The following is a 22,516-nucleotide window of genomic DNA, read 5'->3' as shown; positions in this document are numbered from 1 at the left end:
CAAATCACTAACACGTCCTTAAACCCCAAAATTTCAGAAATCATGAATTTAAAACCAATTTATATAGCCGCTGAAAAGCACGAATCGTATCTTCAATGCATAGACCATGAGGCAAAAGCTAAAATTTTGCCATATAGAGCACAAGGAGAGGCATTTTCAAGAGAATCGTCTGTAGTAAAATCCTATGATGACGAGACTTATGCAGAAGCATATTCGGAAGTAATTAAATTGAAATTGAAAGGACAAAATATACAAAATAGAGATGTTCTAGGTTTTATTGCTAATCGCAGTTATGGTTCAGCAATTTTAAATAAAAAGAACCTCTCTCACTTAAAATAAATCTCATTTTTCATAAGATACAACAGCATAATGTCATACAAAACAATCGATTCAACAGAACTGTTAAATATTCACACACTCGGTCAATTAAAAGCATCAGGCTACCAACCAAAATCAATAAAGGATGAATTAAGGGATAACTTAATCGTTAAAATTAAAAATAAAGAGAATGTTTTTGAAGGAATTTGGGGCTATGAAGACACCGTGATTCCTGATATTGAAAGAGCAATACTTTCGCAACACCATATTAATTTGTTGGGTTTACGTGGACAAGCCAAAACACGTATTGCCAGATTGATGGTAAATTTATTAGACGAATACATTCCTGTAGTAAAAGGTTCAGAACTGAATGACGACCCTTTACAGCCTCTTTCGCGTTTTGCGAAAGATTTAATCGAAGAACACGGTGATTTAACGCCTGTTACTTGGATGCACAGAAGTGACCGTTATACTGAAAAATTAGCTACGCCAGATGTATCGGTGGCCGATTTGATTGGAGATGCCGACCCAATTAAGGCTGCAACATTGCGTTTGCCTTATTCGGATGAAAGAGTAGTTCATTTTGGGCTAATTCCACGCTCGCACCGTTGTATTTTTGTAATTAACGAATTGCCTGATTTACAAGCGCGTATTCAGGTATCACTTTTCAATATTTTACAAGAAGGCGATATTCAAATTCGTGGTTTCAAGATTCGTTTACCGCTTGATTTGCAATTTGTATTCACGGCCAATCCAGAAGACTATACTAATCGTGGTTCAATTGTAACGCCACTGAAAGACCGTATTGACTCTCAGATTGTTACCCATTATCCAAAAACATTGGAAATTGGGAAAAAGATTACGTTACAAGAAGCAAAATTAAAAGGCGAGCAAGAAGAATTAGTAACGACCAACCATATCATGGACGATTTGATTGAGCAAATTGCTATTGAAGCGCGTTCATCTGAATTTGTTGATGCTAAATCTGGGGTTTCAGCACGTATGACTATTTCTGCTTATGAAAACTTGATTTCTGCTGCTGAAAGACGTGCATTATTGAATGATGAAGACAAAACGTATGTACGTGTAGCCGATTTGGTTGGTGTTATTCCAGCAGTTTGTGGCAAAGTAGAATTGGTATATGAAGGCGAAGTAGAAGGCCCAGTAATTGTAGCACAAAACCTGATTGGGAAAGCCATTAGAGCACAATTTTTGAATTTCTTCCCAGACCCTGAGAAAATCAAGAAAGCTGCTAAGGATAAAGCTGGCAAAAACCCTTATAAACCAATTATTGATTGGTTTATGGATGGCAATGTCATGGATATTTTAAATGATTGTTCTGACAAAGACTATTCAGCACGTTTGCGCACGATAGAGGGCTTGGATGAACTCATCGAAAAAGTTTATCCAGCCATGCAAGGCAGAGAAAAGCTGTTCATGATGGAATTTGTACTACACGGACTATCTGAATTTTCTATTATCTCTAAAAAGAATCTTGAAAAAGGGCTTCAATTTAAAGATTTGACAGATTCACTGTTCGATTTGGACAAATTCAAATTTGATGATGACGAAGAAGATTATAAGTAAGTAACGTTAAAAAGACTTGGCAAAATTGCCAAGTCTTTTTATCTTGCATTAGCTAAACAAATTGCTATTTATGGTCATAGCAGATAAAATACCTCAGAAAATAGCGCGCGTACGCAAGCCCAAAGAGATTCCAGACGCTCTCGTTTATGAAATTATAGACGGACGAAAGCTGTATTATAAAGGTTATAAAGAAGTTCTATCCAAAAAGAAAAAAATTGAAGATATTATGGGAACGAGTGGTTTACAATCATTTATAATCCAATATTTACTGGGAATCCTTTACAGAAATATCAGTTTAAATCAATATTATTTTCTTACAAATGAGATTGGTACTCATATAGAACACAAGACTAATTTATCGGGTGATATTTATATCATTGAAAAGAAAAACCTTCCTCCTACTAAAATCAATAATCATTATATTGATGTTCCTCCTAAAATTGCGATTGAAGTTGACATCAGAATTGATCTTTCTGATGAGAAAGATTTTGATTATACTTTTACCAAAACCAATAAACTCTTAGCATTCGGAACAGAAAAAGTAATTTGGATTTTTACCAAAACCCAGAAAGTAGTTATTGCTACCAAAGATGAAGATTGGATTGTTAGAGACTGGAATAAAGATGTTGAATTATTGGATGGACACCTTTTTAATATCGGAAATTACCTTAAAGAACAAGGGGTAACAGTATAAAAGATTGATTTTTACTAATCACTTATTATCTAATCCCTCCATTATGCCTTTGGATGTGCCTGTTCATAAATCTTCTTGATTTTCTCCATTGAATTATGTGTATAAACTTGTGTAGCTGAAAGCGATGAATGACCCAATAAATCCTTGATTGCATTCAAATCGGCACCATTATTCAACAGGTGTGTAGCATAAGAATGTCGTAAAATGTGTGGTGATTTCTTAGCAAGTGTTGTTACTAATGATAAATACTTTTTAGTAATCCGTTGAATCATCACGGGATAACTCTGTTCCCCCTTGTCGGTCACAATCAAAAAATCATTGCCTAAACATTCCGAATTTTTATACGATTGATAAGCTTGTATTAATGATACCAATTGCTGATTAATCGGTATTATCCTTTGCTTATTCCGTTTTCCCAATACTGTTAGGGTTCGGTTATAGAAATCAATATCTCGCTCTTTTAAATCTATCATTTCTGACAAACGCATTCCTGTTCCATACAGTAGCTCTAAAACGAGTTTATCACGTACACCAGCAAAATCTTCTGTAAATTCCACATCATCCAATAGCGTATCTAATTCTGTTTCACGGACAAAAGAAGGAATTGTTTTCTGGGTTTTCATAGCTGAAACCTTAAACATCGGGTCTTTTTCAATGATTTTCTTCTGCAAAAGAAATTTGTAGAAGGTTCTGAGCGTAGCTATCTTTCTATTGATTGAACGATTCTCTACTTTAGCCTCCGCCAATGAAACTATCCACGAACGAATCATCTGAAAATCTGCCAATTGAGGATGTTGAAAATCATAAGATTTACTTAAATATTCAGTAAACTGCTTCATATCTGTTCGGTAAGCCGTAACTGTATGTTCGCTACTGCGTTTTTCAAACTGAATGTATTTAATGAAAAAATCTATAATTTCTGGCATCGATTTTCTTGGAGGTTAATAGATTTAACAACAATCCTTTGTTAGTAATCGCTTTGAGTGAATAATTTACAACAAAGCTAGTCTAAAAACAAAAGCGTCTGAACAAACATTGTTTATTCAGACGCTTTTTTATAATGCTGACGGTTATCGGCTTAATTCACGATTAAATTGATAACAAAATACTTCTGTTATTTGGAAATAAATCAATCTATGAACTATGCTTCTTCGTTACCGTACATTCTTTGTTTGTATGAAGCACGAATGATTTCGGTACGACGACCAACTGATGGTTTTTCGAATGCCGCACGTTTACGAAGTTGCTTTACAACGCCAGTTTTTTCAAATTTTTTCTTGAATCTTTTTAACGCTTTGTCGATTGACTCGTTTTCTTTAATATTGATAATCAGCATATTATTTGTTTGTTTAAAATCTTTTTTTGTAATAGAGGTGCAAAGATAAAACTTACTTCTTTAAATGTCAAGTTATTTAAGCAATAATTGCCTGATTGACGAATAGTTGAATACTCATTTTGTACTCAAAATACTACTCAATCTTCAAATTTTCACAATTGATTATTTTGTTTTAATTATATTTACCTGATTCATAAAGGTTATATCTTTAAAATACTAAGTATAGAAAACCATAAATATCCTTTTGATGAAAATGTTTTAGCCTACTTACATAGGGCGTTTAAGGAAAAAAGAGTCTTAGTTTTAATTTTCTAAGTGAGAATATAACCAAATACTGATTTTAAAAAATTTATCTCAAAAAAGGATAAACCATACATGGCAAATGGTTAGGTTTATCTTATTATTTATCTTATCCAATTAATCAAACTATGACATTATTTATTATTTTCTTGTGTATCGGTCTTTTGGTACTTCTCATTACTTGGGGAAAACTCAATCCCTTTCTCGCTTTCTTAATTGTTTCTATCGTTGCAGGTATCACAACTGGCATTCCACTAAGCAGTATCGGGAAATCTTTGCAAAAAGGTGTGGGCGATATGCTAGGCTCTTTGATTATCGTCATTGCTTTAGGGGCAATGTTAGGAAAAATTGTTGCTGAAAGTGGCGCAGCCCAGAAAATTGCTTCTGTAATGATGAAAATTTTCGGCAGAAAATATATTCAATGGGGGTTGGTGTGTACTGGTTTCATTATCGGGATTCCATTATTTTATAATGTAGGTTTCGTATTGATGATACCATTAATTTTTTCAGTAGTTAATCAATATAAGTTACCTGCCGTATATATTGGTTTACCAATGCTGGCTTCTTTATCGGTTGCTCATGGTTTTTTACCTCCCCACCCCTCTCCTGCTGCCTTGGTTGCTCAGTTTAATGCTGATATGGGACTTACATTGGTTTACGGTATCATCATCGCTATTCCAACGATTATCATTGCGGGGCCTATTTTCTCTTTGACATTGAAAAAAATCCCTTCAACACCTTTAGAGACTTTCCAAAGCAAAACCCTTCCGGAAGACCAATTACCTAGTACTTTAAATAGCTTTTTAACGTCACTTTTACCTGTAATCTTATTAGCCTCTACAACATTGTTGTCTACCTTCTGGAAAGGAAGTGAATCAATGAAATCATTCGGCGTATTCATTGCCGACCCTTCTATCGTCATGCTTATTTCGGTAATTGTAGCCACTTTTACTTTGGGTAGAAACATGGGGACTTCTATGAAGACTATTATGTCTATCTACACCGAAGCTGTAAAAGATGTATCGATGATTGTCTTGATTATTGGTGGGGCTGGTGCTTTAAAGCAAATTTTGATAGATGGCGGGGTAAGTAATGAAATTGCCATTATTCTAAAAACATTACCTTTAAACCCATTGATTTTAGGTTGGTTAGTAGCAGCTATCATTAGGGTTTGTTTGGGTTCCGCAACTGTAGCGGGACTAACAACTGCTGGGATTATGGCACCATTGGTGGCTCAATCTGGTGTAAACCCTAATCTAATGGTATTATCAATTGGTGTTGGTAGTTTAATGTTCTCGCACGTAAATGACCCAGGCTTCTGGTTATTTAAAGAATATTTTAATTTGAGTATCAAAAATACAATTAAGTCTTGGTCGATGATGGAAAGTATTGTTGCCGTTGTAGGCTTGGCTGGTGTATTAATTCTGAATGCTGTTATCTAATAATTTCCATACTGGTATTAGCAATAAAACATTGCTAATACCAGTAAAATTAAAATTCTAATTCTTTAATTGAAGCATCTGCCATCAACCTCTTTACCAACTTAGCATGCTTAGTGGAACGCCCTCTAACAGACCAATTACTAACTAAAATATTGTTTCGGATAATTTGTTTTTCTCTTTTAGCAATCAGGTCACAGTCTTCAAAAATAGCTTCTAATTTAATAAAAGCATCAGGGGTATAATCGCAAATGATTCGATAAGCATGCGTGCGACCATATCTTTCCATGATAACTTCTAACTTCACGAAAAGTCCAAGTACTACATATACCACACTCGTTCCTAAGAAAGACAACAGGATATGTCCGTCGCCAATAGCCATTCCTAAAGAGGCTGTCACCCAAATAATTGTCGCGGTAGTAAGCCCTTTTACTCGGTCATCCATTTTGAAAATCACGCCCGCTCCCAAAAAACCTATACCAGTTACCACATTGGCAGCAATACGGTCTGGAGAAGTATTGACACCCATTTTCTCTGATAAAATTGTATAAATGGTACAACCTACCGAAATCAAGGTAAAAGTTCGTAAACCCGCTGATTTACTTCTATATTCTCGTTCAAGACCAATCAAAGCCCCTACACCTGTAGATGCTAATATTTTGATGAAATCATCATTATAAAAAATATGTTGGAATAGAATTTCTATATCATCCATTTTTAGATAACATTTTATGTGCTTTTCTCTTTTTAGAAGTACGGTGTTTATAGTCGTTTGATAACACACTAATATTACCATCTACTTCTAAAATCGCTAAATCTACTTTTTCTACTTTTTCAACGCCGTGTTCACGAATAGCGGCATGAAGTTCGTCCAAAGTTAATCCAGATTTTTCTAAGGCTTTCTCTTTTATTTCCCCTTGATAAACCAACATGAGGGGTTCACCTTGAATTAATTTGCTAATAGACTCGTGTTTGAACATTACCTTTTTCAAGACAAAGTTCATGACAAACAAACTGCCTGCGGCGGCAAAGCCTCCTAAAAGCGAGGTATCGTCTCCGACCATCGCATTTTGAACGGCATTAGAAATTAGCAAGATAAAGACTAAATCAATTACAGATAATTGAGAAAGTTCTTTTTTGCCAAACAAACGAATAGCCGCTACGATAAATACGTAAACGGCTATTGATTTTAAAGAAATAATAAGAAAATTCATTGTGAAATACGGCAAGCCATCAGCTTTGAGCCTTTAATTAATATCATCTAGTACAATAAATGTCCTTTAATAAACTGGCTTATTTATAACTTATCGGTTGCCATTACCATTCCAAGGTTTAATCGAGCTACAATATCATGAATTTTTGTCAAATCCTGAACTGTTCTATCTTTGGCTATTCTCAAAATTACGGTTTCAGAGCCTTTCTTTTTGGCTTCATCACCAAGGTATGTTTCCAATTCTTCAAAAGGAACTGGATTATCATCTACAAAATAATTGTTGTTTTCATCAACTGTCAATCTGATATTTTCTTTCGTTGCCGTTTGTTGGGCTGTTGACGATTCTGGTAATAACAACTTGATGGCATCTGGACTAGCCAAGGTTGAAATCATCAAGAAGAACATCATCAAGAAAAAAAGTATATCTGCTAATGCGCCAGTTTCTACTTCAGATTGTTCACGAGTACGTTTTCTTATATTCATATATTTTCAACAATGAAGAATGAATGCTTAATTTTTGCAATCAGCCATTAAAAATTATTTAGTTGATGCTGGTTTATGCAAAATGTCTAAGAAATCAATCGCAGTAACTTCCATTTTATTCACAGCACGATCAATCATCGTAGTAAGAATGGTATAGAAAAAGTAAGCAATAATACCCACCATCAAACCTGTAGCCGAAGTAACCATTTTCTCGTAAATACCACTTGCAATCGTGCTAATATCAATTTTGTTGGCTACTGAAATATTATGGAAAGTACGAATCATCCCTGAAACAGTACCCAAGAAACCAAACATAGGAGCAATTTTAGCAATGGCTGAAAGAAAACCAAGGTTTTTTTCCATGTTATAAATCTCTACTCTTGCCGTATTTTCGATGGCTGTTTCTATATCACGAATAGGCGACCCTAAACGGTTCAATCCTTTTTCTAATAGTCTTGCAATCGGGAATTGTGAGTTTTTACAATAAGCAATAGCCCCTTGTACATTGCCTACATACAACATTTCACGGATTGAAAACAAAAAGTTATTATCAAGTTTGGCAGTTTTACGGATATAAAAATATCTTTCCAAGAATAAAAATAAGGCAATAGCAAACAATATAAAAATTGGAATCATTACCCAACCTCCTTTTTCCAAGAGGTTCAAAATATTCATTTCTTGGTCAGCTTTTGTCGCTCCATTAGCAAGCGAAGTAGTTACAGAGTCTGGAGAAATAACGTTAGTTTGTAATAGGATACTTAGAAAGATCTGCATAGCTTTTACGGATTACGAAGAGTCAAGTTTAAAATTTGAGCTTGAATCGTTGAAAAAAAATGTTGGAGATTAATTAATTTTTAACAAGTTTAACGAAAAAAAATGACTTATGTGATATGCCTTATCTGAAAATTATTGGTTATTCAATAGCTTATAAAACCTTAAAATTCTGAGTATTAAAACATTATACAACTGTATTTTAGCAGGTATATAGGTCTGTTTTTTTCTTTAAAATGAGTGAAGTGCAAGCTGTTTGCTCAGTATTCCCTCCTTTAACGCAAAGTTCGATACTTTTATTTGATGAATATCATAACGTTTTAATACAAACTCTATCAAACAAACTGCTACTACAATCATATCTACCCGAAGTTCTATCATTCCAGCCAGCGCCATTCTTTCATCATGATTAGCCGAAACTATTTTCAAAAATGAATCATAAAATTCGGCAATGGGCAAGTCAAAAGAAACCTGTTCTGTGGGTGGCAAATATCCAAAGTTCTTCATGAAATATAAATCAACGAGGGTTTCGAACGAACCAGCTGAACCAATGACACAAATTGGTGCGTATTGATGCACAGCATTAGTTAATGGTAGCAATTTTTCTTCTAAATATTGCTTCAATAATTGTACTGAACGCGGTGTGATAGGGTCTGAATGAAAAAACTTATCCATCAATCTTTGTCCGCCTATTTCAAAACTTTGTTTCCAAAAAACTCTATCATGATTACAGATGATAAATTCAACCGAACCTCCACCAATATCAATAATCAACGACGTTTCTTTTCCAATCTGTGTCCCTAACTTTACGCCTTCATAAATCAATGCGGCCTCTTCTTCACCAGAAATCACATTGATGCTGATGCCAGTTTCTGTAAATATTTCATTACAAAATTCTTCTCCATTCCTTGCATTACGAACAGCGCTAGTGGCAGTAGCAAAAATATTTTCAGTAGCTACTTCTTCATGAGTTAGTTTTTCTTGAAAGTACTTTAATGCTACAATGGCTCTTTGTATACCTTCTGGCGTAATTACTCCCGATGAAATCCCTCCTAATCCAATTTTGGCGGCATAACTATCCTCATGTATCTTTTGGTATGAACTGCCTTCTTGGGCTACAATCAGTAGCTGAAAAGTATTTGTCCCTAAATCTATAAACGCTTTCTTTATCACTTTGTAATTGATTCTGATGATTTGGATTTACCTTTGTAACACAAATGTACATGAATGTTTTTATGTTAAAATTATTGTGATTCAAGAACCTAAAAATATCCTAATCACTGGCATTACTGGCTTGGTGGGTAGTTTTGTAGCTAAGCGATTCTTAAAGGCTGGCTATCAAGTAATTGGCTTAAAAAGAAGTACAAGCGACTTATCACTCATCAAAGAAATAGCTTCTGAAATCACTTGGAAAGATGGTGATATTTTGGATGTAATGTTTTTAGATGAATTAATGAGGGAGGTTGATTTGGTTGTACATGCTGCGGCAATTGTATCTTTTGCACCCAAAGACCGCGACATTATGTTTAAAACCAACATTGAAGGTACAGCCAATATTGTGAATAGTTGTATTTCGCATGGTGTAGAAAAAATATGTTTCGTTAGTTCAGTAGCGGCTATAGGCAGAAAAATTCCTATTGAAGCCAAGCATGAGTCTATCATTACGATTGATGAAAAAGCAACTTGGGAAGAAAGTCCGTTGAATTCTAATTATGCTAAATCTAAATACTTGGCTGAAATGGAAGTCTGGCGAGGCTTTTCGGAAGGTTTGGCATCAGTGATTGTAAATCCTTCATTGATTTTAGGAGAAGCCGACTGGGGTAAGAGTAGTACTCAATTATTCAAATATGCGAATGAAGAACACTCTTTCTATCCTAAAGGCACCCTAAATTACGTAGATATCGTAGATGTAACCGAGAGTATTTTTCAGTTAATGACTTCAGATGTTTCTGGAGAAAGGTTTATTTTAAATAGTGGTTATGTTTCTTACAAAGATTTCTTTGAAAAAGTAGCCACCTTACTCAATAAAAAGCCTCCTAGAAAGTTAATAAGTAAATTTTTAACTGCTATTATTTGGCGGGTAGAAGCAGTAAGAAGTTATTTCACAGGAAAGGCTCCGTTAATTACCAAAGAAACGGTTTTGACATCAAGTCATCACTTTTATTATGCCAATGATAAAGTAAAAAACCAATTAGGTTTGAAATTCAAGGACTTGGATGAAACCTTAAACCGTATTTGTTTTGTTTTAAAAGCTAAATACATAGATAATACTAAATAGTTTTTAAATTAATAGTGTAGTAACAATGCTAGAAAGTATCGTAAAAATGTTTCATAAAAAGCTAAAATTATCCTATGATATATGTTAGTTAAATATAGAAACTAAGATGAATGTTACTATTCCAATTTTGGTAAATTAAAAGTTTTTTTATTATCTTAGCAATAAAGAGAGTTTGGCATAACCTAAAACATTTATCAATAATGTTGATAAATATTTTTCCAGCCACTGATAAACATCACCTCACCCCCTGCAATCAAATGATGGAACAAGATTTTGAAGACCGCCAAGAAGAGACACTGCATTCAGTGAGGCGTTTTGAGTCTATGCTCAAACGTAGGGAGAATTCTTTCTTTGACCTTGATACTTACGAGCAAATCGTTGAGCATTATATGGAAGAAGGTAAGATAGAAGATGCCATGCAAGCCTGTGACATTGCCCTTGAACAATATCCATATTCTTTAGAATTGATGCTCTGTAAGGCAGAACTACTAGCCAACCAAGGCAAGCATGATGAGGCCTTGGAAGTAGTAACGCAAGCTGAGATTTTCAATCCTTCGGATAGCGATACCATTTACCTGAAGAGTACTATTTATAACCTGAAAGGTGATTACCAAACTGCCATAGAACTCTTAACAGAGATTTTGGACATTGCCGAAGAGCGTGACGAAGTATATTTCCATATCGGTTTGGCTTATCAAAGCTGGGGTAAACACCACAATGCTGTGGCCGCTTTTAAACAAGCGATTGAAGCCAACATCAAGAATGAAAATGCGCTATATGAACTAGCCAACAGTTTGGACGAGATTGGTAAATTGGAAGAATCTCTGCCTTACTATCAGCAGTTTATTGATACTGACCCATTCTCTGAAAATGCTTGGTACAATATCGGAATCGCTTATTCTAAACTTGCAAAGTTTGAAGAGGCTGCCGATGCTTATGAATATGCTATTGCCATTAATGACAAATTTTCATCTGCTTATTTCAATCTAGGAAATTCGTACATGAATTTGAGCAATTGGCAAAAAGCGGAAGAGAATTATCGTTATTGTTTGGAACACGAAGACATCAGTCCCGAAGTGTATTGTTGTTTAGGGGCTAGTATCGAACGTCAGGAACGATTTTCAGAAGCCATCCACTATTACAAATATGCTATTCAACTTGATGCTGAATGGGATGACGGTTATTTTGGCGTAGGCATTTGTTTGTGCGAAATGAAAAGATGGATAGAGGCTATTCATTTTATCAAAAAAGCATTGAGCCTTGATGATCAAAATGCTTATTACTGGTTAGCTTTGGCTGATGCTGAAACAAACTTAGGGAATATAACTTCTGGCATGGAAGCCTATCAAAAATCAGCTGAATTAGAGCCTATTAATCCAGAAGCATGGATTAAATGGTCGGCACTCGTTCATGAACAAGGTGATTTTGATTTAGCGGCTGAATTAATGGTATCTGCTATTGATATTATGCCCGAAGAAGCTGAATTGTATTATAGAGCATCCATTTATTTAATTAAAGCAGGAAAATATCAAGAAGCCTTTAATTATTTAGAAACAGCTTTGGTGCTTAGCTATGAAGGACATGAATTAATGTTTGAATATTTCAAAAGCTTAGAAACGCAAAAAACAATATTCAGGATTATTGAACAGTACAAAAAATAAAAGGCTAATTACAAAAAAGCAGGCTTTCAATAATTGAAAGCCTGCTTTTTTGTTGGAAAGTATTTGATACTATGCACAGAATTCGTCAAAAACCATTTCCAAATGTCCTGCAATCATTTCAGCCGAACGACCTTCGATGTGGTGACGTTCTACAAAATGAACCAATTCACCATCTTTAAACAATGCTACTGATGGAGAAGATGGTGGATAAGGTAAATGATATTCACGAACTTTTTGAGTCGCTTCTTGGTCAACACCTGCAAAAACTGTCACTAAATGTTCTGGTTTTTTAGCAGAGTTCCAAACAGCTTCTTTTACACCTGGACGAGCAGTACGAGCTGAACAACCACAAACAGAGTTGATAAATACCAACGTTGTTCCTTTTTCAGCCAATACTTGATCAACTTCTGTAGCTGATTTTAATTCTGTAAATCCTCCTTCTACGATGTCAGCACGCATTGGAGCTACTAAATGTTCTGGGTACATAATATAAAGTTTGAAAATTTGAAAAATAGTCAATTTGAAAATTGTCCTTCAAAGAAACACTTCAAATATGATTTTGTCTTGTAATAAAAAATATACCTAATGACACGCAATCATTAGTGCGGCAATCTGATTAAAAACACAATTACATAAAACCGAGTTCCAATTTGGCCGACTCAGACATCATGTCTTGTGAATACGGTGGATCAAAAGTTAATTCAACACTTACATCTGTTACACCTTCAATCTCACGAATTTTCTGCTCGATTTCAACAGGAATAGCCTCAGCCGATGGGCATGAAGGTGATGTTAAAGTCATCAAAATGTAAATATTGTTTACTGGAAAAATTTTAATATCGTAAATCAATCCTAGTTCATATACATCCACAGGAATTTCTGGGTCATATACGCCCTTTAATGCTCTGATTACCTCTTCTTTTAAATCTACTTCCGACATGATTTCTATCAATGATTATGAATTCTTACTATTTATTTTCTGAAAAACTAAGCCTTCAACCCGTAAGCAATAGCATAATTTTTCATTTGCTTTACCATTGAAGCCAACCCATTTGAACGGGTTTGAGCTAAATGCGAAGTCATTCCAATTTTATCAATAAAATACAAGTCAGCAGCAGTAATTTCTTCGGGAGTATGACCAGATAATACTCTGATTAACATATTCACCAAACCTTTTACGATGATTGCTTCAGAATCTGCTTCAAACAATAATTTATTATCTTCAAATTTAGCATTCAGCCAAACTCTACTTTGGCAACCCTTGATGATATTATCTTCTGTTTTTTGCTCTTCTGGTAAACCTTTTAACTTTTTACCCAAATCAATGATGTATTCGTATTTATCTGCCCAATCGTCAAAAAGTGCAAACTCATCAATGATTTCGTCTTGTGTTTCGTTGATAGTCATAAATTATTTTGAATAATTTGTAAACAAGTTGATGCCCATTTACAAATTATAATAACATTTTCTTTACTCGATGAATACCTGCCACTAATCTATCAATCTCCTCTATCGTGTTATAAACCGCAAAAGAGGCTCTTGAAGTTCCAAGTAAATTAAATCTTTGCATCAAAGGCTGTGTACAGTGATGCCCCGTTCTTACGGCTATTCCTTGGTTATCAAGCAATACGCCAATATCTTGGTGATGTATTCCATCAATCACAAAGCTCAATACAGACACTTTTTTCTTAGCTTGACCGATAATTCTCAATCCTTCAATCTCAGATAATTGCTCAGTTGCATAGCTCAACAGCATATCTTCATGTGCTGCGATATTCTCTCTTCCAAGTGCATCAGCATATTCTAACGCTGTTTTTAGCGCTACTACATCCGCAATATTAGGCGTACCAGCTTCAAACTTATAAGGCAATTCGTTATAAGTGGTTTTCTCGAAGGTAACATCCTTAATCATTTCACCACCACCCATGTATGGAGGCATAGCATTCAAGAGTTCTTTTTTGCCATACAAAGCACCCATACCTGTTGGACCGTATAATTTATGCGCAGAAAACGCATAAAAATCAGCATCCAAATCCTGCACATCTATGTTAAAGTGTGAGGTAGCCTGAGCGCCATCAATTAATACTTTAGCACCATATTCGTGGGCTAAAGCAATAATTTCTTTTACAGGATTGATTGTTCCCAATGAATTAGACACATGGTTTACCGCTACTAATTTTACTTTCTCAGAAAGTAAGTTTTCATACGCTTCCATATCCAATTCTCCTTGTTCAGTGACAGGAATCACTTTTAGTGTTATTCCTTTTTCTTCACAAAGCATTTGCCAAGGCACAATATTGGAATGGTGTTCCATGCCCGACACAATAATTTCATCGCCTTCTTTGATAAATTTCCTACCGAAAGTGCTTGCTACCAAGTTAATTCCTTGGGTAGTTCCTGAAGTAAAGATAATTTCTTCCGTAGAAGACGCACCCAAAAATTCACGAACGGCTTCTCTTGAAGCTTCAAAGTCACGCGTGGCTCTTTCCGCTAATGTGTGAATCCCTCTGTGAATATTGGCATTATCAAAATTATAATAATGAGCAATGGCATCAATAACGGCTGTTGGCTTTTGCGTAGTAGCGGCGTTATCAAAATAAACCAATTTCTTTCCATTAATTTCTTGTTCAAGAATAGGGAAATCAGCTCTTATTTTTTGTATATCTAAAATATCGGTCGTTATCATGGTTTCAATGGTGCTTTTTTTGCTTTAGCAAATCATCTTTCCAGCATTTTACCTCAACAAAGGTTATGGTAAAACACTACTCTCCTGCGTATATTATCCCTGATAAATCTTATCAATAATCAATTCCTGTAAATATTCTTTAATCGCAGGAATTTGCATTTTATCAATCACTTCCTGAGCAAAAGCTAACATCAATAATGCTCTTGCTGAATCTTTTGAAATACCACGTGCTTGCATATAAAACAAAGCATCTTCATTCAATTGACCAGTAGTAGTACCATGTGAACATTTTACATCATCTGCCCAGATTTCCAATTGTGGCTTAGTATTCATCGAAGCATTTTCAGACATCAAAACGTTTTTGCAAGATTGAAAAGCGTTTGTTTTCTGAGCGTCCTGACGAACAAAAATTTTACCATTGAAAACTCCCACTGAATTGTCTTTCAAAATTCCTTTATACAACTCGTGCGATTCTGAATTTGGCTTAGCGTGGTCTACAACAGTATGATTATCAATATGCTGTTTTTTGTTTGGAATGTATAAGCCAAACATATTTGCTTCAGCGTATTCACCATCAATTTTGATATTCAAATTGTTACGTACAAAACCACCATTGGCAGTTACTGTATTGGCAGTAAAAACTGATTTACCAGCTTGAAGTACCGATGTTGTACCAATGTGATAAGCTTTATCAGATTCGTTCTGAACTTTGTAGTAGTGAACGTTTGCTTCTTCTTCTACCACAAATTCAGTTACAGCATTGGTAAACGAAGAATTATCACCCAATGAACGATAAGCTTCTGCAATTTGTACTTGTGAACGTTTGCCTACAACAATCAAATTTCTTGGTTGTGATGCTACATTTACATTACGGGCATCAGCGATGAATCTTAAAATAACTGGTTGTTCTACTATTTTATTAGCAGGAACATGCACAAAAATTCCGTTGTGAGCAAAGGCAGTATTCAATGCCGTGAAAGCATTGCTTGCTGAATCAGAATATTTATTAAAATACTGTTCAACTAATGCAGGCTCTTGTTTAACAGCATCTGCAAAAGTTAAAATTTGTAATTCTGAACTTGGACTTACAATAGAAGAAAGCTCGGCATTGTAAACACCATTTACAAAGTAAAGTATATTACCTTCAAGATTAGGAATAGAAGAATCCGCTACATCTTGTGCTGAAAAATCAGAAGGAGCATTAAATTCAAATGCTTGATTAATCAAGTTTTTGACATTAGAATACTTCCATTCTTCGTGTTTTATCGTCGGAAAACCCAAGGTTTCAAACGTTTTCAAGGCTTCTTTACGAACTTGATGAACAGGAGATTTTGCTTCTCCGTTCATGCGTCCTTCAATGGCTTGAAAGTCTGAAATCAATTGAGCCTTTAATGAATCTTTATTATCCATGTTAATAATTGATATTGATGCAGTATCAGTTGCCCAATACGCAATAAAAATCTCTATTCAATTAAGCGATTGTTTCACCCAATTCTTCAGCATCTACTTCTGCCTTAATCCAGTCGTAACCTCTTTCTTCTAATTCTAAAGCTAATTCTTTAGTACCAGATTTTACGATACGTCCTTTGTATAATACGTGAACAAAATCAGGAACGATATAATCTAACAAACGCTGATAGTGAGTCACTACAATCACAGCATTGTCCGGAGATTTCAATTTGTTTACTCCCTCAGCTACGATACGAAGTGCATCAATATCAAGACCTGAATCTGTTTCATCCAAAATGGCTAATTTAGGTTCAAGTACCGCCATTTGGAAAATTTCATTTTTCTTTTTCTCACCACCAGAAAAACCTTCGTTCAAAGCACGGTTCAACAAAGATTGGTCAATATTTACATAAGCCATTTTCTGTTTGAACATCTTTAAAAACTGCACAGCATCCATTGGTTCTTCACCACGATATTTACGAATCTCGTTAACAGCCGTTTTCAAAAAGTTGGTTGTTGAAACCCCAGGGATTTCAACTGGATATTGGAAAGCTAAGAAAACACCTTCTGCTGCACGTTCTTCAGCTGCTAATTCTAATAAATCTGTTCCGTTAAAATCTACACTTCCAGCAGTTACTTCGTAATCTTCGCGTCCTGCTAATACTGAAGCTAAAGTACTTTTACCAGAACCATTTGGTCCCATGATTGCGTGTACTTCACCCGCTTTAACTTCAAGATTAATTCCTCTGAGGATTTGCTTCTCCCCAATTTTTGCCTGTAAATTGTCTATTTTGAGCATTTTATCTATTAATTTCTAAACCTTGATTTATGGGGTACAATTGTTTAGTTAGTTTAATAATTCCCAAATGGAGAAATCAAACACAATTTTCCCAATCATGATACAAAATTAAATATTGTATTTTTTAAATACTACACTTTATTTAGAACAACTCTAAGTAATTGAAAAAAGTTTGCTTATTACTATATTTTTAGCCCTTTATTAAGAATAAAATCTCAAGATGAAGTTTAAAATCAAGATGAACTGTTCAAAACTCATATTATTTTCTAAAAAAATTATTCATTAAAAACAGGGTTTAAATTCAATAGGGTATGTTTTCAAAATTACCTTTCAAAACAGGCTTGACATTGCTAAAAAATTATGAGTACTTGCGAGAAATCAGATTTTATTAATCATTGTTTATGGAAAATCTCATCCAAGTTTCTTCTGAAGTAGGCACACTTAGGCGATTGCTCATTCATAGTCCAGATAGCGGTTTAGGGAAAGTAGTGCCTTCAAAAGCACAAGACTGGCTTTTTGAGGACATTGTGCATTTAGATACGATGCGCCGCCAAGAGTATGATTTTTATGTAAAAACCTTGCTCTATTTTCTTGACCCTGATAAAATTAAAGGTAAATTAGCTGCTATTGATGCTGATAAAGACCGTAACTTCTTTAAACCCGACCATCCTGAATATTTCAATTCAGATAAAGTAATAGAACTTCAAAAATTATTATCTGATATTTTAGAGGATAATTTAGTGAGGATGAAGCTAGTAGCGGCGGCCTGTGCGATAGAGAAAGAATGGTATAGTACGCATGATGAGCTATACAACCTTCCTCCTATAGAACTAGCAAAAACCTTGATTTCGGGTAGTACGCCTTCCGGAGAAATGCTTTTCCCGCCTATTCCTAATTTTATTTTTACGCGTGATATTGGCATTACGATTAACAACCATATTTTACTGAATCGTCCCAAAAAACAAGCCCGTACACGTGAGGCTTTATTGGTTCAGTATATCTTCTTCAATCATCCCATTTTTGAAGATGTTCGCAAAAATCTTATCGAAATACCTGATAACGAAACGCTTTTCTTGTTACCAGAATACGAAGCTAACGAAGCACAAACGACGTTGGAAGGGGGCGATGTAATGATGGTAGCCAAAAACCATTTATTGATTGGCATTTCTGAAAGAACCACCGTAAATGCGGCTAAGCAAGTCATTAAGATTCTGTTTGAAAAGAAGATAGTAGATAAAATTACATTGGTCAAAATCCCGAACAAACGTGATTATATGCATATTGATACCGTTTTTACGCAAGTAAAACGTAATATGTGGGTATTGTTGGGTTCGTTGGCTAAACCACAACTACAAGCAGAAGATGAGGTGTTGATTAAAGCTGGCTTGTTACCTTCCAAAAAAGCAGAACAAGTACATATCGTTCAGTTCCGTCGTGGAGAGGCACATGAGCCTCGTGAAATAGCTAGCTTAGAGGAATTATTAACCGAAATTTCTATTTATGACCTTGGCGTTCAACCATTAGATGTGAAATTTATCTATTCTGGTAATAACGAATTTCCTTTTGGTGCCCGAGAACAATGGACAGACTCTTGTAATTTACTGGCTGTAAAAGAAGGGGTTGTGATTGGCTATGATAGGAATGATAAAACCCTTGAGGCTTTTAGAGAAATGGGGTTTGAAACCATCAAAATGGAAGATTTATTAAATGATTTTGAATCAGGAAGGCGTTTGCCTGAAACGGTTCAAAATACATTTATTATGCTTCCATCTGCTGAGCTATCCAGAGCAAGAGGTGGCTCGCATTGTATGTCGATGCCCATTTTAAGAAGTGAACTATCATCGTAAATTGATTAAGCCATGCAAAATCAGACTACTGCTCATATTTTAATGATTCGTCCTGTTCGTTTTGGTTTTAATGAACAAACTGCCACTTCCAATGCTTTTCAAAACCAAGCTTTTGGCAAAGAAACACAAGCAACTTCACAAGAAATTGCCTTGAAAGAATTTGATGAAATGGTGGCACAGCTTCGAAAAGCTGGTGTAGATATCATTGTTGTGGAGGATACCCCAAACCCACACACACCTGATTCTATTTTCCCTAATAATTGGATTTCATTTCATAGTGATGGAACAGTTATCCTCTATCCAATGCAGGCTGAAAACAGACGCTTAGAACGTAGACAGGATATTATCAATAGCCTTCAAGAGAGATTTTATGTGAACAAAAGAATCGATTTATCTTCTTTTGAAGAGGATGATAAATTCTTGGAAGGAACAGGTTCAATGGTACTTGACCGCAAGAATAAGATTGCTTATGCCTGTATTTCGCCTAGAACTAATCAGGATGTATTGTCAGAATTTAGTGCTAAAACGAATTATACAATAGTGTCTTTTGAAGCGGTAGATGGCAATGGAAAGCAGATTTATCATACCAATGTATTGATGTGTGTAGGGGATATGTTTTCGGTGGTATGTTTAGATGCTATCAAAAATTTAGATGAGCGACTTACCTTACGAAATGCCTTAGAACAACATGGTAAAAGAATCATAGAAATATCGTTGGAGCAGATGAACAACTTTGCTGGTAATATGTTAGAAATAAGGAGTTTGCAAGGTGATAAAATTTTAGTAATGTCTGATGCAGCTTATTATTCATTAACGCCTAAGCAAATTGCTACGCTTGAAGATTATACCACTATTCACCATTTTGACTTATCGATGATAGAAGGAAATGGCGGAGGGTCTGCTCGTTGTATGATGGCAGAAGTGCATTTGCCTTTGAAATAAATTGTATTTTATCTCAATATTGGATTCAATACAGCGTGCTTTCTATGAACTTTCCGATTAACTTTGCCGTTATAAAGATTAAAATAGGAAATAATTTTCATAAAGATATGGTAACCATCACAGAAATAGCAGCTAACAAAATCATAGAATTGCGTCAGAAAGAAGGACTTACGAGCGACTTTAACGTTAGAGTTGCTGTGGAAGGCGGAGGATGTTCTGGATTAATGTATAATCTTGATTTTGCTTCTCAACCGCAAACTACTGATATGGTGTTTGAAGACAAAGGAGTAAAAATCATGGTTGATAAAAAATCGATTTTATACTTAGCAGGGACAGAACTTGACTTTTCAGATGGCTTGAACGGTAAAGGTTTTCAATTCAAAAACCCTAATGCTACCCGTACTTGCGGATGTGGCGAAAGCTTTTCAGTTTAATTCTTGTTTAGACTTTTATAACAGAGTGTCATTTAAGCAAAACTTAGGTGACACTTTTTTATTGGGCATCATATTTGCTTTTATTAAAACATCAATTCATTTTCTGGAAATAATCTAATATTTTCACGAAAATTCATAATTTTGTTTTGTATTTAAAAATTTCTTTATGCTTTACTCGAGAATCGTAGGTATCGGACATTACGTACCTGAAAATATTATCAGCAATCAATATTTAGAAACTTTAATGGACACCTCCGACGCTTGGATTACCGAACGAACTGGTATTAAAGAACGTAGATATTTTACAGCTGGCAAAGATACCAATGCTTCAATGGCCACCGAAGCAGCCAAAATAGCGATAGAACGCGCTGGTATTACACCACAAGAGATTGACTTTATTGTATATGCGACCATCACACCCGATTATTATTTCCCAGGTCCTGGGTTTGTGATGCAAAGAGAATTAGGGATACAAAGTGTGGGGGTATTAGACATCCGTGACCAATGTTCTGGTTTTATTTATGCGTTATCGACTGCTGACCAATTCATTCGCTCGGGAATGTATAAAAATATCTTGGTGATTGGTGCTGAGGTGCAATCTACTTTCCTAAATCCTACTAACGAAGGCCGAGGCGTTGCCGTAATTTTTGGTGATGGTGCGGGTGCGGTAGTATTACAAGCCACTGAGGATGAAAACCATAGAATACTTTCAACGCATTTGCACGCTGATGGCAGATATGCAGAGGATTTATATGTTAAAGAACCAAGTAGTAGTAGCAGTGGGGGCAGATTCTTTGATAATCTAGTGAAAGACAAAAATTCTGGTGATGTTATCATGAATGGTAATGCCGTTTTCAAGCATGCTATTGTGCGTTTTCCAGAAGTAATACGCGAGGCACTAGATAAAAATGGACTTCAACCAAACGAGATAGATTTATTAGTACCACATCAAGCTAATCTAAGAATTTCAGAATATGTTCGTCAACAGATGGGGCTTTCGGAAGATAAAGTAATGAACAATATTCAAAAATATGGCAATACTACCGCTGCTTCTATTCCAATAGCCCTTTGCGAAGCATGGGAAACTGGGCGAGTAAAGGATGGAGATTTAATTTGTCTGGCTGCTTTTGGTAGTGGCTTTACTTGGGGTTCAGCTTTAATTAGATGGTAATAAAAAAGCCTCAAACTAACATTTGAGGCTTTTTTGTGTTTATTTCTTTTCAAACTCTCTATGATTTGCCATTTTGAATAAATCATCTTTTGATAAAGATTTGAAATATTCATAGGTAATCTTCAAGCCTTCTGAACGACTCACTTTCGGTTCCCAACCTAAAATAGCCTTCGCTTTTGTAATATCTGGTTTACGTTGCTTAGGGTCATCTGTTGGTAATGGTAATGAGATTAGCTTTTGCTCTGTTCCTGTCAATTTGATGATTTCTTCTCCGAATTCTTTGATAGTGATTTCATCTGGATTACCAATATTTACTGGTTGTGCATAATCACTCAATAACAAACGATAGATACCTTCAACCAAGTCATCTACATAACAGAATGCTCTTGTCTGTGAACCATCTCCAAACATCGTTAAATCTTCGCCTCTTAAAGCTTGACCGATGAATGCAGGCAATACACGACCATCATTCAGACGCATTCTTGGGCCATAAGTATTGAATATACGTACAATTCTTGTCTCTAAACCGTGGAAAGTATGATATGCCATCGTCATTGCTTCTTGGAAACGTTTGGCTTCGTCATAAACACCACGAGGGCCAACTGGATTCACATTACCCCAGTATTCTTCCGGTTGTGGGTGAACTGTTGGGTCACCGTATACTTCAGAAGTTGAAGCAATCAATACTCTTGCATTCTTTACTCTGGCTAATCCTAAACAATTATGAATTCCCAATGAACCTACCTTTAAGGTTTGAATTGGAATTTTCAAATAGTCAATCGGAGAGGCTGGTGAGGCAAAGTGAAGGATATAATCTAATTCACCCGGAACGTGGATAAATTTAGAAACATCATGATGATAAAATTCAAAATTAGGTAGTTTGAATAAGTGTTCGATATTCTTCAAATCACCTGTAATCAAATTATCCATGGCTATAACATGGAATCCTTCTTTGATAAATCTATCACAAAGGTGAGACCCCAAAAATCCTGCTCCACCTGTTATTAATACTCGTTTCATATTTTTATATAGTTAGTGATTTGTGAATTAGTGATTGAGTGATTTTTTAGAAAATTAATGCTTTGTATAAAATCACTCAATCACAACT

Annotated in this window: 24 protein-coding genes; 10 read left to right on the top strand and 14 right to left on the bottom strand. The window is 35.2% G+C overall.

Features of this window, described 5'->3' with window-relative positions; all coding sequences use genetic code 11:
* Nucleotides 1–42: 42 nt before the first annotated feature.
* The 3 genes from J2Y60_RS09580 (at nt 43) to J2Y60_RS09570 (ending at nt 2,599) form a co-directional block, all read left to right on the top strand.
* Nucleotides 43–339: a hypothetical protein gene (locus tag J2Y60_RS09580; protein ID WP_309920222.1), complete on the top strand. Its 297-nt coding sequence runs from the start codon at nt 43–45 to the stop codon at nt 337–339.
* Nucleotides 340–369: 30 nt separating this feature from the next.
* Nucleotides 370–1,905 carry a magnesium chelatase gene (locus tag J2Y60_RS09575; RefSeq protein WP_309920226.1) on the top strand — a complete coding sequence of 512 codons (1,536 nt, stop codon included), beginning with the start codon at nt 370–372 and terminating at the stop codon, nt 1,903–1,905.
* 70 nt (nt 1,906–1,975) lie between these two features.
* Nucleotides 1,976–2,599 (top strand): Uma2 family endonuclease, encoded by a 624-nt coding sequence (locus J2Y60_RS09570; RefSeq protein ID WP_309920227.1) that lies wholly within the window; start codon nt 1,976–1,978, stop codon nt 2,597–2,599.
* Nucleotides 2,600–2,640: 41 nt separating this feature from the next.
* On the opposite strand, the gene J2Y60_RS09565 is transcribed toward J2Y60_RS09570, so the two are convergent.
* Both J2Y60_RS09565 and rpsU read right to left on the bottom strand, forming a co-directional pair.
* Nucleotides 2,641–3,525: a tyrosine-type recombinase/integrase gene (locus J2Y60_RS09565; protein ID WP_309920230.1), complete on the bottom strand. Its 885-nt coding sequence runs from the start codon at nt 3,523–3,525 to the stop codon at nt 2,641–2,643.
* A 215-nt stretch (nt 3,526–3,740) separates the two neighbouring features.
* Entirely contained in the window at nt 3,741–3,935 is a 195-nt protein-coding gene (gene rpsU, locus J2Y60_RS09560; protein ID WP_309920232.1) for a 30S ribosomal protein S21, read from the bottom strand.
* A 428-nt stretch (nt 3,936–4,363) separates the two neighbouring features.
* Here rpsU and J2Y60_RS09555 point away from each other — a divergent pair, with 428 nt between their 5' ends.
* Nucleotides 4,364–5,677 carry a gluconate:H+ symporter gene (locus J2Y60_RS09555; RefSeq protein ID WP_309920235.1) on the top strand — a complete coding sequence of 438 codons (1,314 nt, stop codon included), beginning with the start codon at nt 4,364–4,366 and terminating at the stop codon, nt 5,675–5,677.
* A 49-nt stretch (nt 5,678–5,726) separates the two neighbouring features.
* Here the strand turns inward: J2Y60_RS09555 and J2Y60_RS09550 are convergent, their stop codons facing one another.
* The 5 genes from J2Y60_RS09550 to J2Y60_RS09530 form a co-directional block, all read right to left on the bottom strand.
* Nucleotides 5,727–6,389, bottom strand: coding sequence for an MgtC/SapB family protein (locus J2Y60_RS09550; RefSeq protein ID WP_309920238.1), 663 nt, complete (start codon nt 6,387–6,389; stop codon nt 5,727–5,729).
* Entirely contained in the window at nt 6,382–6,888 is a 507-nt protein-coding gene (locus J2Y60_RS09545; RefSeq protein ID WP_309920241.1) for a YetF domain-containing protein, read from the bottom strand. Before J2Y60_RS09545 ends, J2Y60_RS09550 begins: the two co-directional genes overlap by 8 nt.
* 83 nt (nt 6,889–6,971) lie before the next feature.
* On the bottom strand, nt 6,972–7,370 hold the full coding sequence (locus J2Y60_RS09540; RefSeq protein WP_309920244.1) for a biopolymer transporter ExbD: 399 nt from the start codon (nt 7,368–7,370) through the stop codon (nt 6,972–6,974).
* A gap of 54 nt (nt 7,371–7,424) precedes the next feature.
* Nucleotides 7,425–8,144 (bottom strand): MotA/TolQ/ExbB proton channel family protein, encoded by a 720-nt coding sequence (locus J2Y60_RS09535; protein ID WP_309920246.1) that lies wholly within the window; start codon nt 8,142–8,144, stop codon nt 7,425–7,427.
* Nucleotides 8,145–8,372: 228 nt separating this feature from the next.
* Nucleotides 8,373–9,314 (bottom strand): phosphatase, encoded by a 942-nt coding sequence (locus tag J2Y60_RS09530; protein ID WP_309920249.1) that lies wholly within the window; start codon nt 9,312–9,314, stop codon nt 8,373–8,375.
* Nucleotides 9,315–9,330: 16 nt separating this feature from the next.
* On the opposite strand from J2Y60_RS09530, the gene J2Y60_RS09525 reads away from it, so the two are divergent.
* Both J2Y60_RS09525 and J2Y60_RS09520 read left to right on the top strand, forming a co-directional pair.
* Entirely contained in the window at nt 9,331–10,419 is a 1,089-nt protein-coding gene (locus J2Y60_RS09525) for an SDR family NAD(P)-dependent oxidoreductase (RefSeq protein ID WP_309994612.1), read from the top strand.
* A gap of 257 nt (nt 10,420–10,676) precedes the next feature.
* The gene (locus J2Y60_RS09520) at nt 10,677–12,080 is read left to right on the top strand and encodes a tetratricopeptide repeat protein (protein ID WP_309994609.1); all 1,404 of its coding nucleotides are present in this window, start codon (nt 10,677–10,679) and stop codon (nt 12,078–12,080) included.
* Between the two features lie 69 nt (nt 12,081–12,149).
* Here J2Y60_RS09520 and J2Y60_RS09515 read toward each other — a convergent pair whose 3' ends face one another.
* From J2Y60_RS09515 to sufC, 6 genes are all read right to left on the bottom strand, one after another.
* Nucleotides 12,150–12,566 (bottom strand): BrxA/BrxB family bacilliredoxin, encoded by a 417-nt coding sequence (locus J2Y60_RS09515; RefSeq protein ID WP_309920256.1) that lies wholly within the window; start codon nt 12,564–12,566, stop codon nt 12,150–12,152.
* 142 nt (nt 12,567–12,708) lie between these two features.
* Complete coding sequence (locus J2Y60_RS09510) at nt 12,709–13,020, bottom strand: DUF59 domain-containing protein (protein ID WP_309920258.1); 312 nt, start codon at nt 13,018–13,020, stop codon at nt 12,709–12,711.
* A gap of 47 nt (nt 13,021–13,067) precedes the next feature.
* Nucleotides 13,068–13,487 (bottom strand): SufE family protein, encoded by a 420-nt coding sequence (locus J2Y60_RS09505; RefSeq protein ID WP_309920260.1) that lies wholly within the window; start codon nt 13,485–13,487, stop codon nt 13,068–13,070.
* Between the two features lie 46 nt (nt 13,488–13,533).
* Entirely contained in the window at nt 13,534–14,766 is a 1,233-nt protein-coding gene (locus tag J2Y60_RS09500) for a cysteine desulfurase (RefSeq protein WP_309920263.1), read from the bottom strand.
* A 93-nt stretch (nt 14,767–14,859) separates the two neighbouring features.
* A complete protein-coding gene (gene sufD, locus J2Y60_RS09495) occupies nt 14,860–16,176 on the bottom strand; it encodes a Fe-S cluster assembly protein SufD (protein ID WP_309920266.1) in 1,317 nt (438 codons plus the stop codon).
* Between the two features lie 61 nt (nt 16,177–16,237).
* On the bottom strand, nt 16,238–17,014 hold the full coding sequence (gene sufC / locus J2Y60_RS09490) for a Fe-S cluster assembly ATPase SufC (RefSeq protein ID WP_309920269.1): 777 nt from the start codon (nt 17,012–17,014) through the stop codon (nt 16,238–16,240).
* Between the two features lie 401 nt (nt 17,015–17,415).
* On the opposite strand from sufC, the gene J2Y60_RS09485 reads away from it, so the two are divergent.
* The 4 genes from J2Y60_RS09485 to J2Y60_RS09470 all read left to right on the top strand — a co-directional run bounded on the left by J2Y60_RS09485 (nt 17,416) and on the right by J2Y60_RS09470 (nt 21,408).
* Nucleotides 17,416–18,861 carry an arginine deiminase family protein gene (locus tag J2Y60_RS09485; RefSeq protein ID WP_309920272.1) on the top strand — a complete coding sequence of 482 codons (1,446 nt, stop codon included), beginning with the start codon at nt 17,416–17,418 and terminating at the stop codon, nt 18,859–18,861.
* A 12-nt stretch (nt 18,862–18,873) separates the two neighbouring features.
* Nucleotides 18,874–19,803 carry a citrulline utilization hydrolase CtlX gene (gene ctlX, locus J2Y60_RS09480; RefSeq protein WP_309920275.1) on the top strand — a complete coding sequence of 310 codons (930 nt, stop codon included), beginning with the start codon at nt 18,874–18,876 and terminating at the stop codon, nt 19,801–19,803.
* A gap of 107 nt (nt 19,804–19,910) precedes the next feature.
* On the top strand, nt 19,911–20,237 hold the full coding sequence (locus J2Y60_RS09475; protein WP_184131079.1) for an iron-sulfur cluster assembly accessory protein: 327 nt from the start codon (nt 19,911–19,913) through the stop codon (nt 20,235–20,237).
* Nucleotides 20,238–20,403: 166 nt separating this feature from the next.
* Nucleotides 20,404–21,408 (top strand): beta-ketoacyl-ACP synthase III, encoded by a 1,005-nt coding sequence (locus J2Y60_RS09470; protein WP_309920277.1) that lies wholly within the window; start codon nt 20,404–20,406, stop codon nt 21,406–21,408.
* 39 nt (nt 21,409–21,447) lie between these two features.
* Here the strand turns inward: J2Y60_RS09470 and J2Y60_RS09465 are convergent, their stop codons facing one another.
* Complete coding sequence (locus J2Y60_RS09465) at nt 21,448–22,428, bottom strand: SDR family oxidoreductase (RefSeq protein ID WP_309920280.1); 981 nt, start codon at nt 22,426–22,428, stop codon at nt 21,448–21,450.
* Between the last annotated feature and the right edge of the window lie 88 nt (nt 22,429–22,516).

The organism is Arcicella sp. BE140, from assembly GCF_031456255.1.
In the GTDB taxonomy this organism is placed as follows: Bacteria; Bacteroidota; Bacteroidia; order Cytophagales; family Spirosomataceae; genus Arcicella; species Arcicella aquatica.
Note: the sequence above shows the minus strand (reverse complement) of the source record. Positions and strands in the feature narration are given on the sequence as shown.

Bases quoted from the DNA above. Each gene is read 5' to 3' on its own strand.
- J2Y60_RS09580 (WP_309920222.1), top strand. From the start codon at position 43: ATGAATTTAAAACCAATTTATATAGCCGCTGAAAAGCACGAATCGTAT.
- J2Y60_RS09575 (WP_309920226.1), top strand. From the start codon at position 370: ATGTCATACAAAACAATCGATTCAACAGAACTGTTAAATATTCACACA.
- J2Y60_RS09570 (WP_309920227.1), top strand. From the start codon at position 1,976: ATGGTCATAGCAGATAAAATACCTCAGAAAATAGCGCGCGTACGCAAG.
- J2Y60_RS09565 (WP_309920230.1), bottom strand. From the start codon at position 3,525: ATGCCAGAAATTATAGATTTTTTCATTAAATACATTCAGTTTGAAAAA.
- rpsU (WP_309920232.1), bottom strand. From the start codon at position 3,935: ATGCTGATTATCAATATTAAAGAAAACGAGTCAATCGACAAAGCGTTA.
- J2Y60_RS09555 (WP_309920235.1), top strand. From the start codon at position 4,364: ATGACATTATTTATTATTTTCTTGTGTATCGGTCTTTTGGTACTTCTC.
- J2Y60_RS09550 (WP_309920238.1), bottom strand. From the start codon at position 6,389: ATGGATGATATAGAAATTCTATTCCAACATATTTTTTATAATGATGAT.
- J2Y60_RS09545 (WP_309920241.1), bottom strand. From the start codon at position 6,888: ATGAATTTTCTTATTATTTCTTTAAAATCAATAGCCGTTTACGTATTT.
- J2Y60_RS09540 (WP_309920244.1), bottom strand. From the start codon at position 7,370: ATGAATATAAGAAAACGTACTCGTGAACAATCTGAAGTAGAAACTGGC.
- J2Y60_RS09535 (WP_309920246.1), bottom strand. From the start codon at position 8,144: ATGCAGATCTTTCTAAGTATCCTATTACAAACTAACGTTATTTCTCCA.
- J2Y60_RS09525 (WP_309994612.1), top strand. From the start codon at position 9,331: ATGATTTGGATTTACCTTTGTAACACAAATGTACATGAATGTTTTTAT.
- J2Y60_RS09520 (WP_309994609.1), top strand. From the start codon at position 10,677: ATGATGGAACAAGATTTTGAAGACCGCCAAGAAGAGACACTGCATTCA.
- J2Y60_RS09515 (WP_309920256.1), bottom strand. From the start codon at position 12,566: ATGTACCCAGAACATTTAGTAGCTCCAATGCGTGCTGACATCGTAGAA.
- J2Y60_RS09510 (WP_309920258.1), bottom strand. From the start codon at position 13,020: ATGTCGGAAGTAGATTTAAAAGAAGAGGTAATCAGAGCATTAAAGGGC.
- J2Y60_RS09505 (WP_309920260.1), bottom strand. From the start codon at position 13,487: ATGACTATCAACGAAACACAAGACGAAATCATTGATGAGTTTGCACTT.
- J2Y60_RS09500 (WP_309920263.1), bottom strand. From the start codon at position 14,766: ATGATAACGACCGATATTTTAGATATACAAAAAATAAGAGCTGATTTC.
- sufD (WP_309920266.1), bottom strand. From the start codon at position 16,176: ATGGATAATAAAGATTCATTAAAGGCTCAATTGATTTCAGACTTTCAA.
- sufC (WP_309920269.1), bottom strand. From the start codon at position 17,014: ATGCTCAAAATAGACAATTTACAGGCAAAAATTGGGGAGAAGCAAATC.
- J2Y60_RS09485 (WP_309920272.1), top strand. From the start codon at position 17,416: ATGGAAAATCTCATCCAAGTTTCTTCTGAAGTAGGCACACTTAGGCGA.
- ctlX (WP_309920275.1), top strand. From the start codon at position 18,874: ATGCAAAATCAGACTACTGCTCATATTTTAATGATTCGTCCTGTTCGT.
- J2Y60_RS09475 (WP_184131079.1), top strand. From the start codon at position 19,911: ATGGTAACCATCACAGAAATAGCAGCTAACAAAATCATAGAATTGCGT.
- J2Y60_RS09470 (WP_309920277.1), top strand. From the start codon at position 20,404: ATGCTTTACTCGAGAATCGTAGGTATCGGACATTACGTACCTGAAAAT.
- J2Y60_RS09465 (WP_309920280.1), bottom strand. From the start codon at position 22,428: ATGAAACGAGTATTAATAACAGGTGGAGCAGGATTTTTGGGGTCTCAC.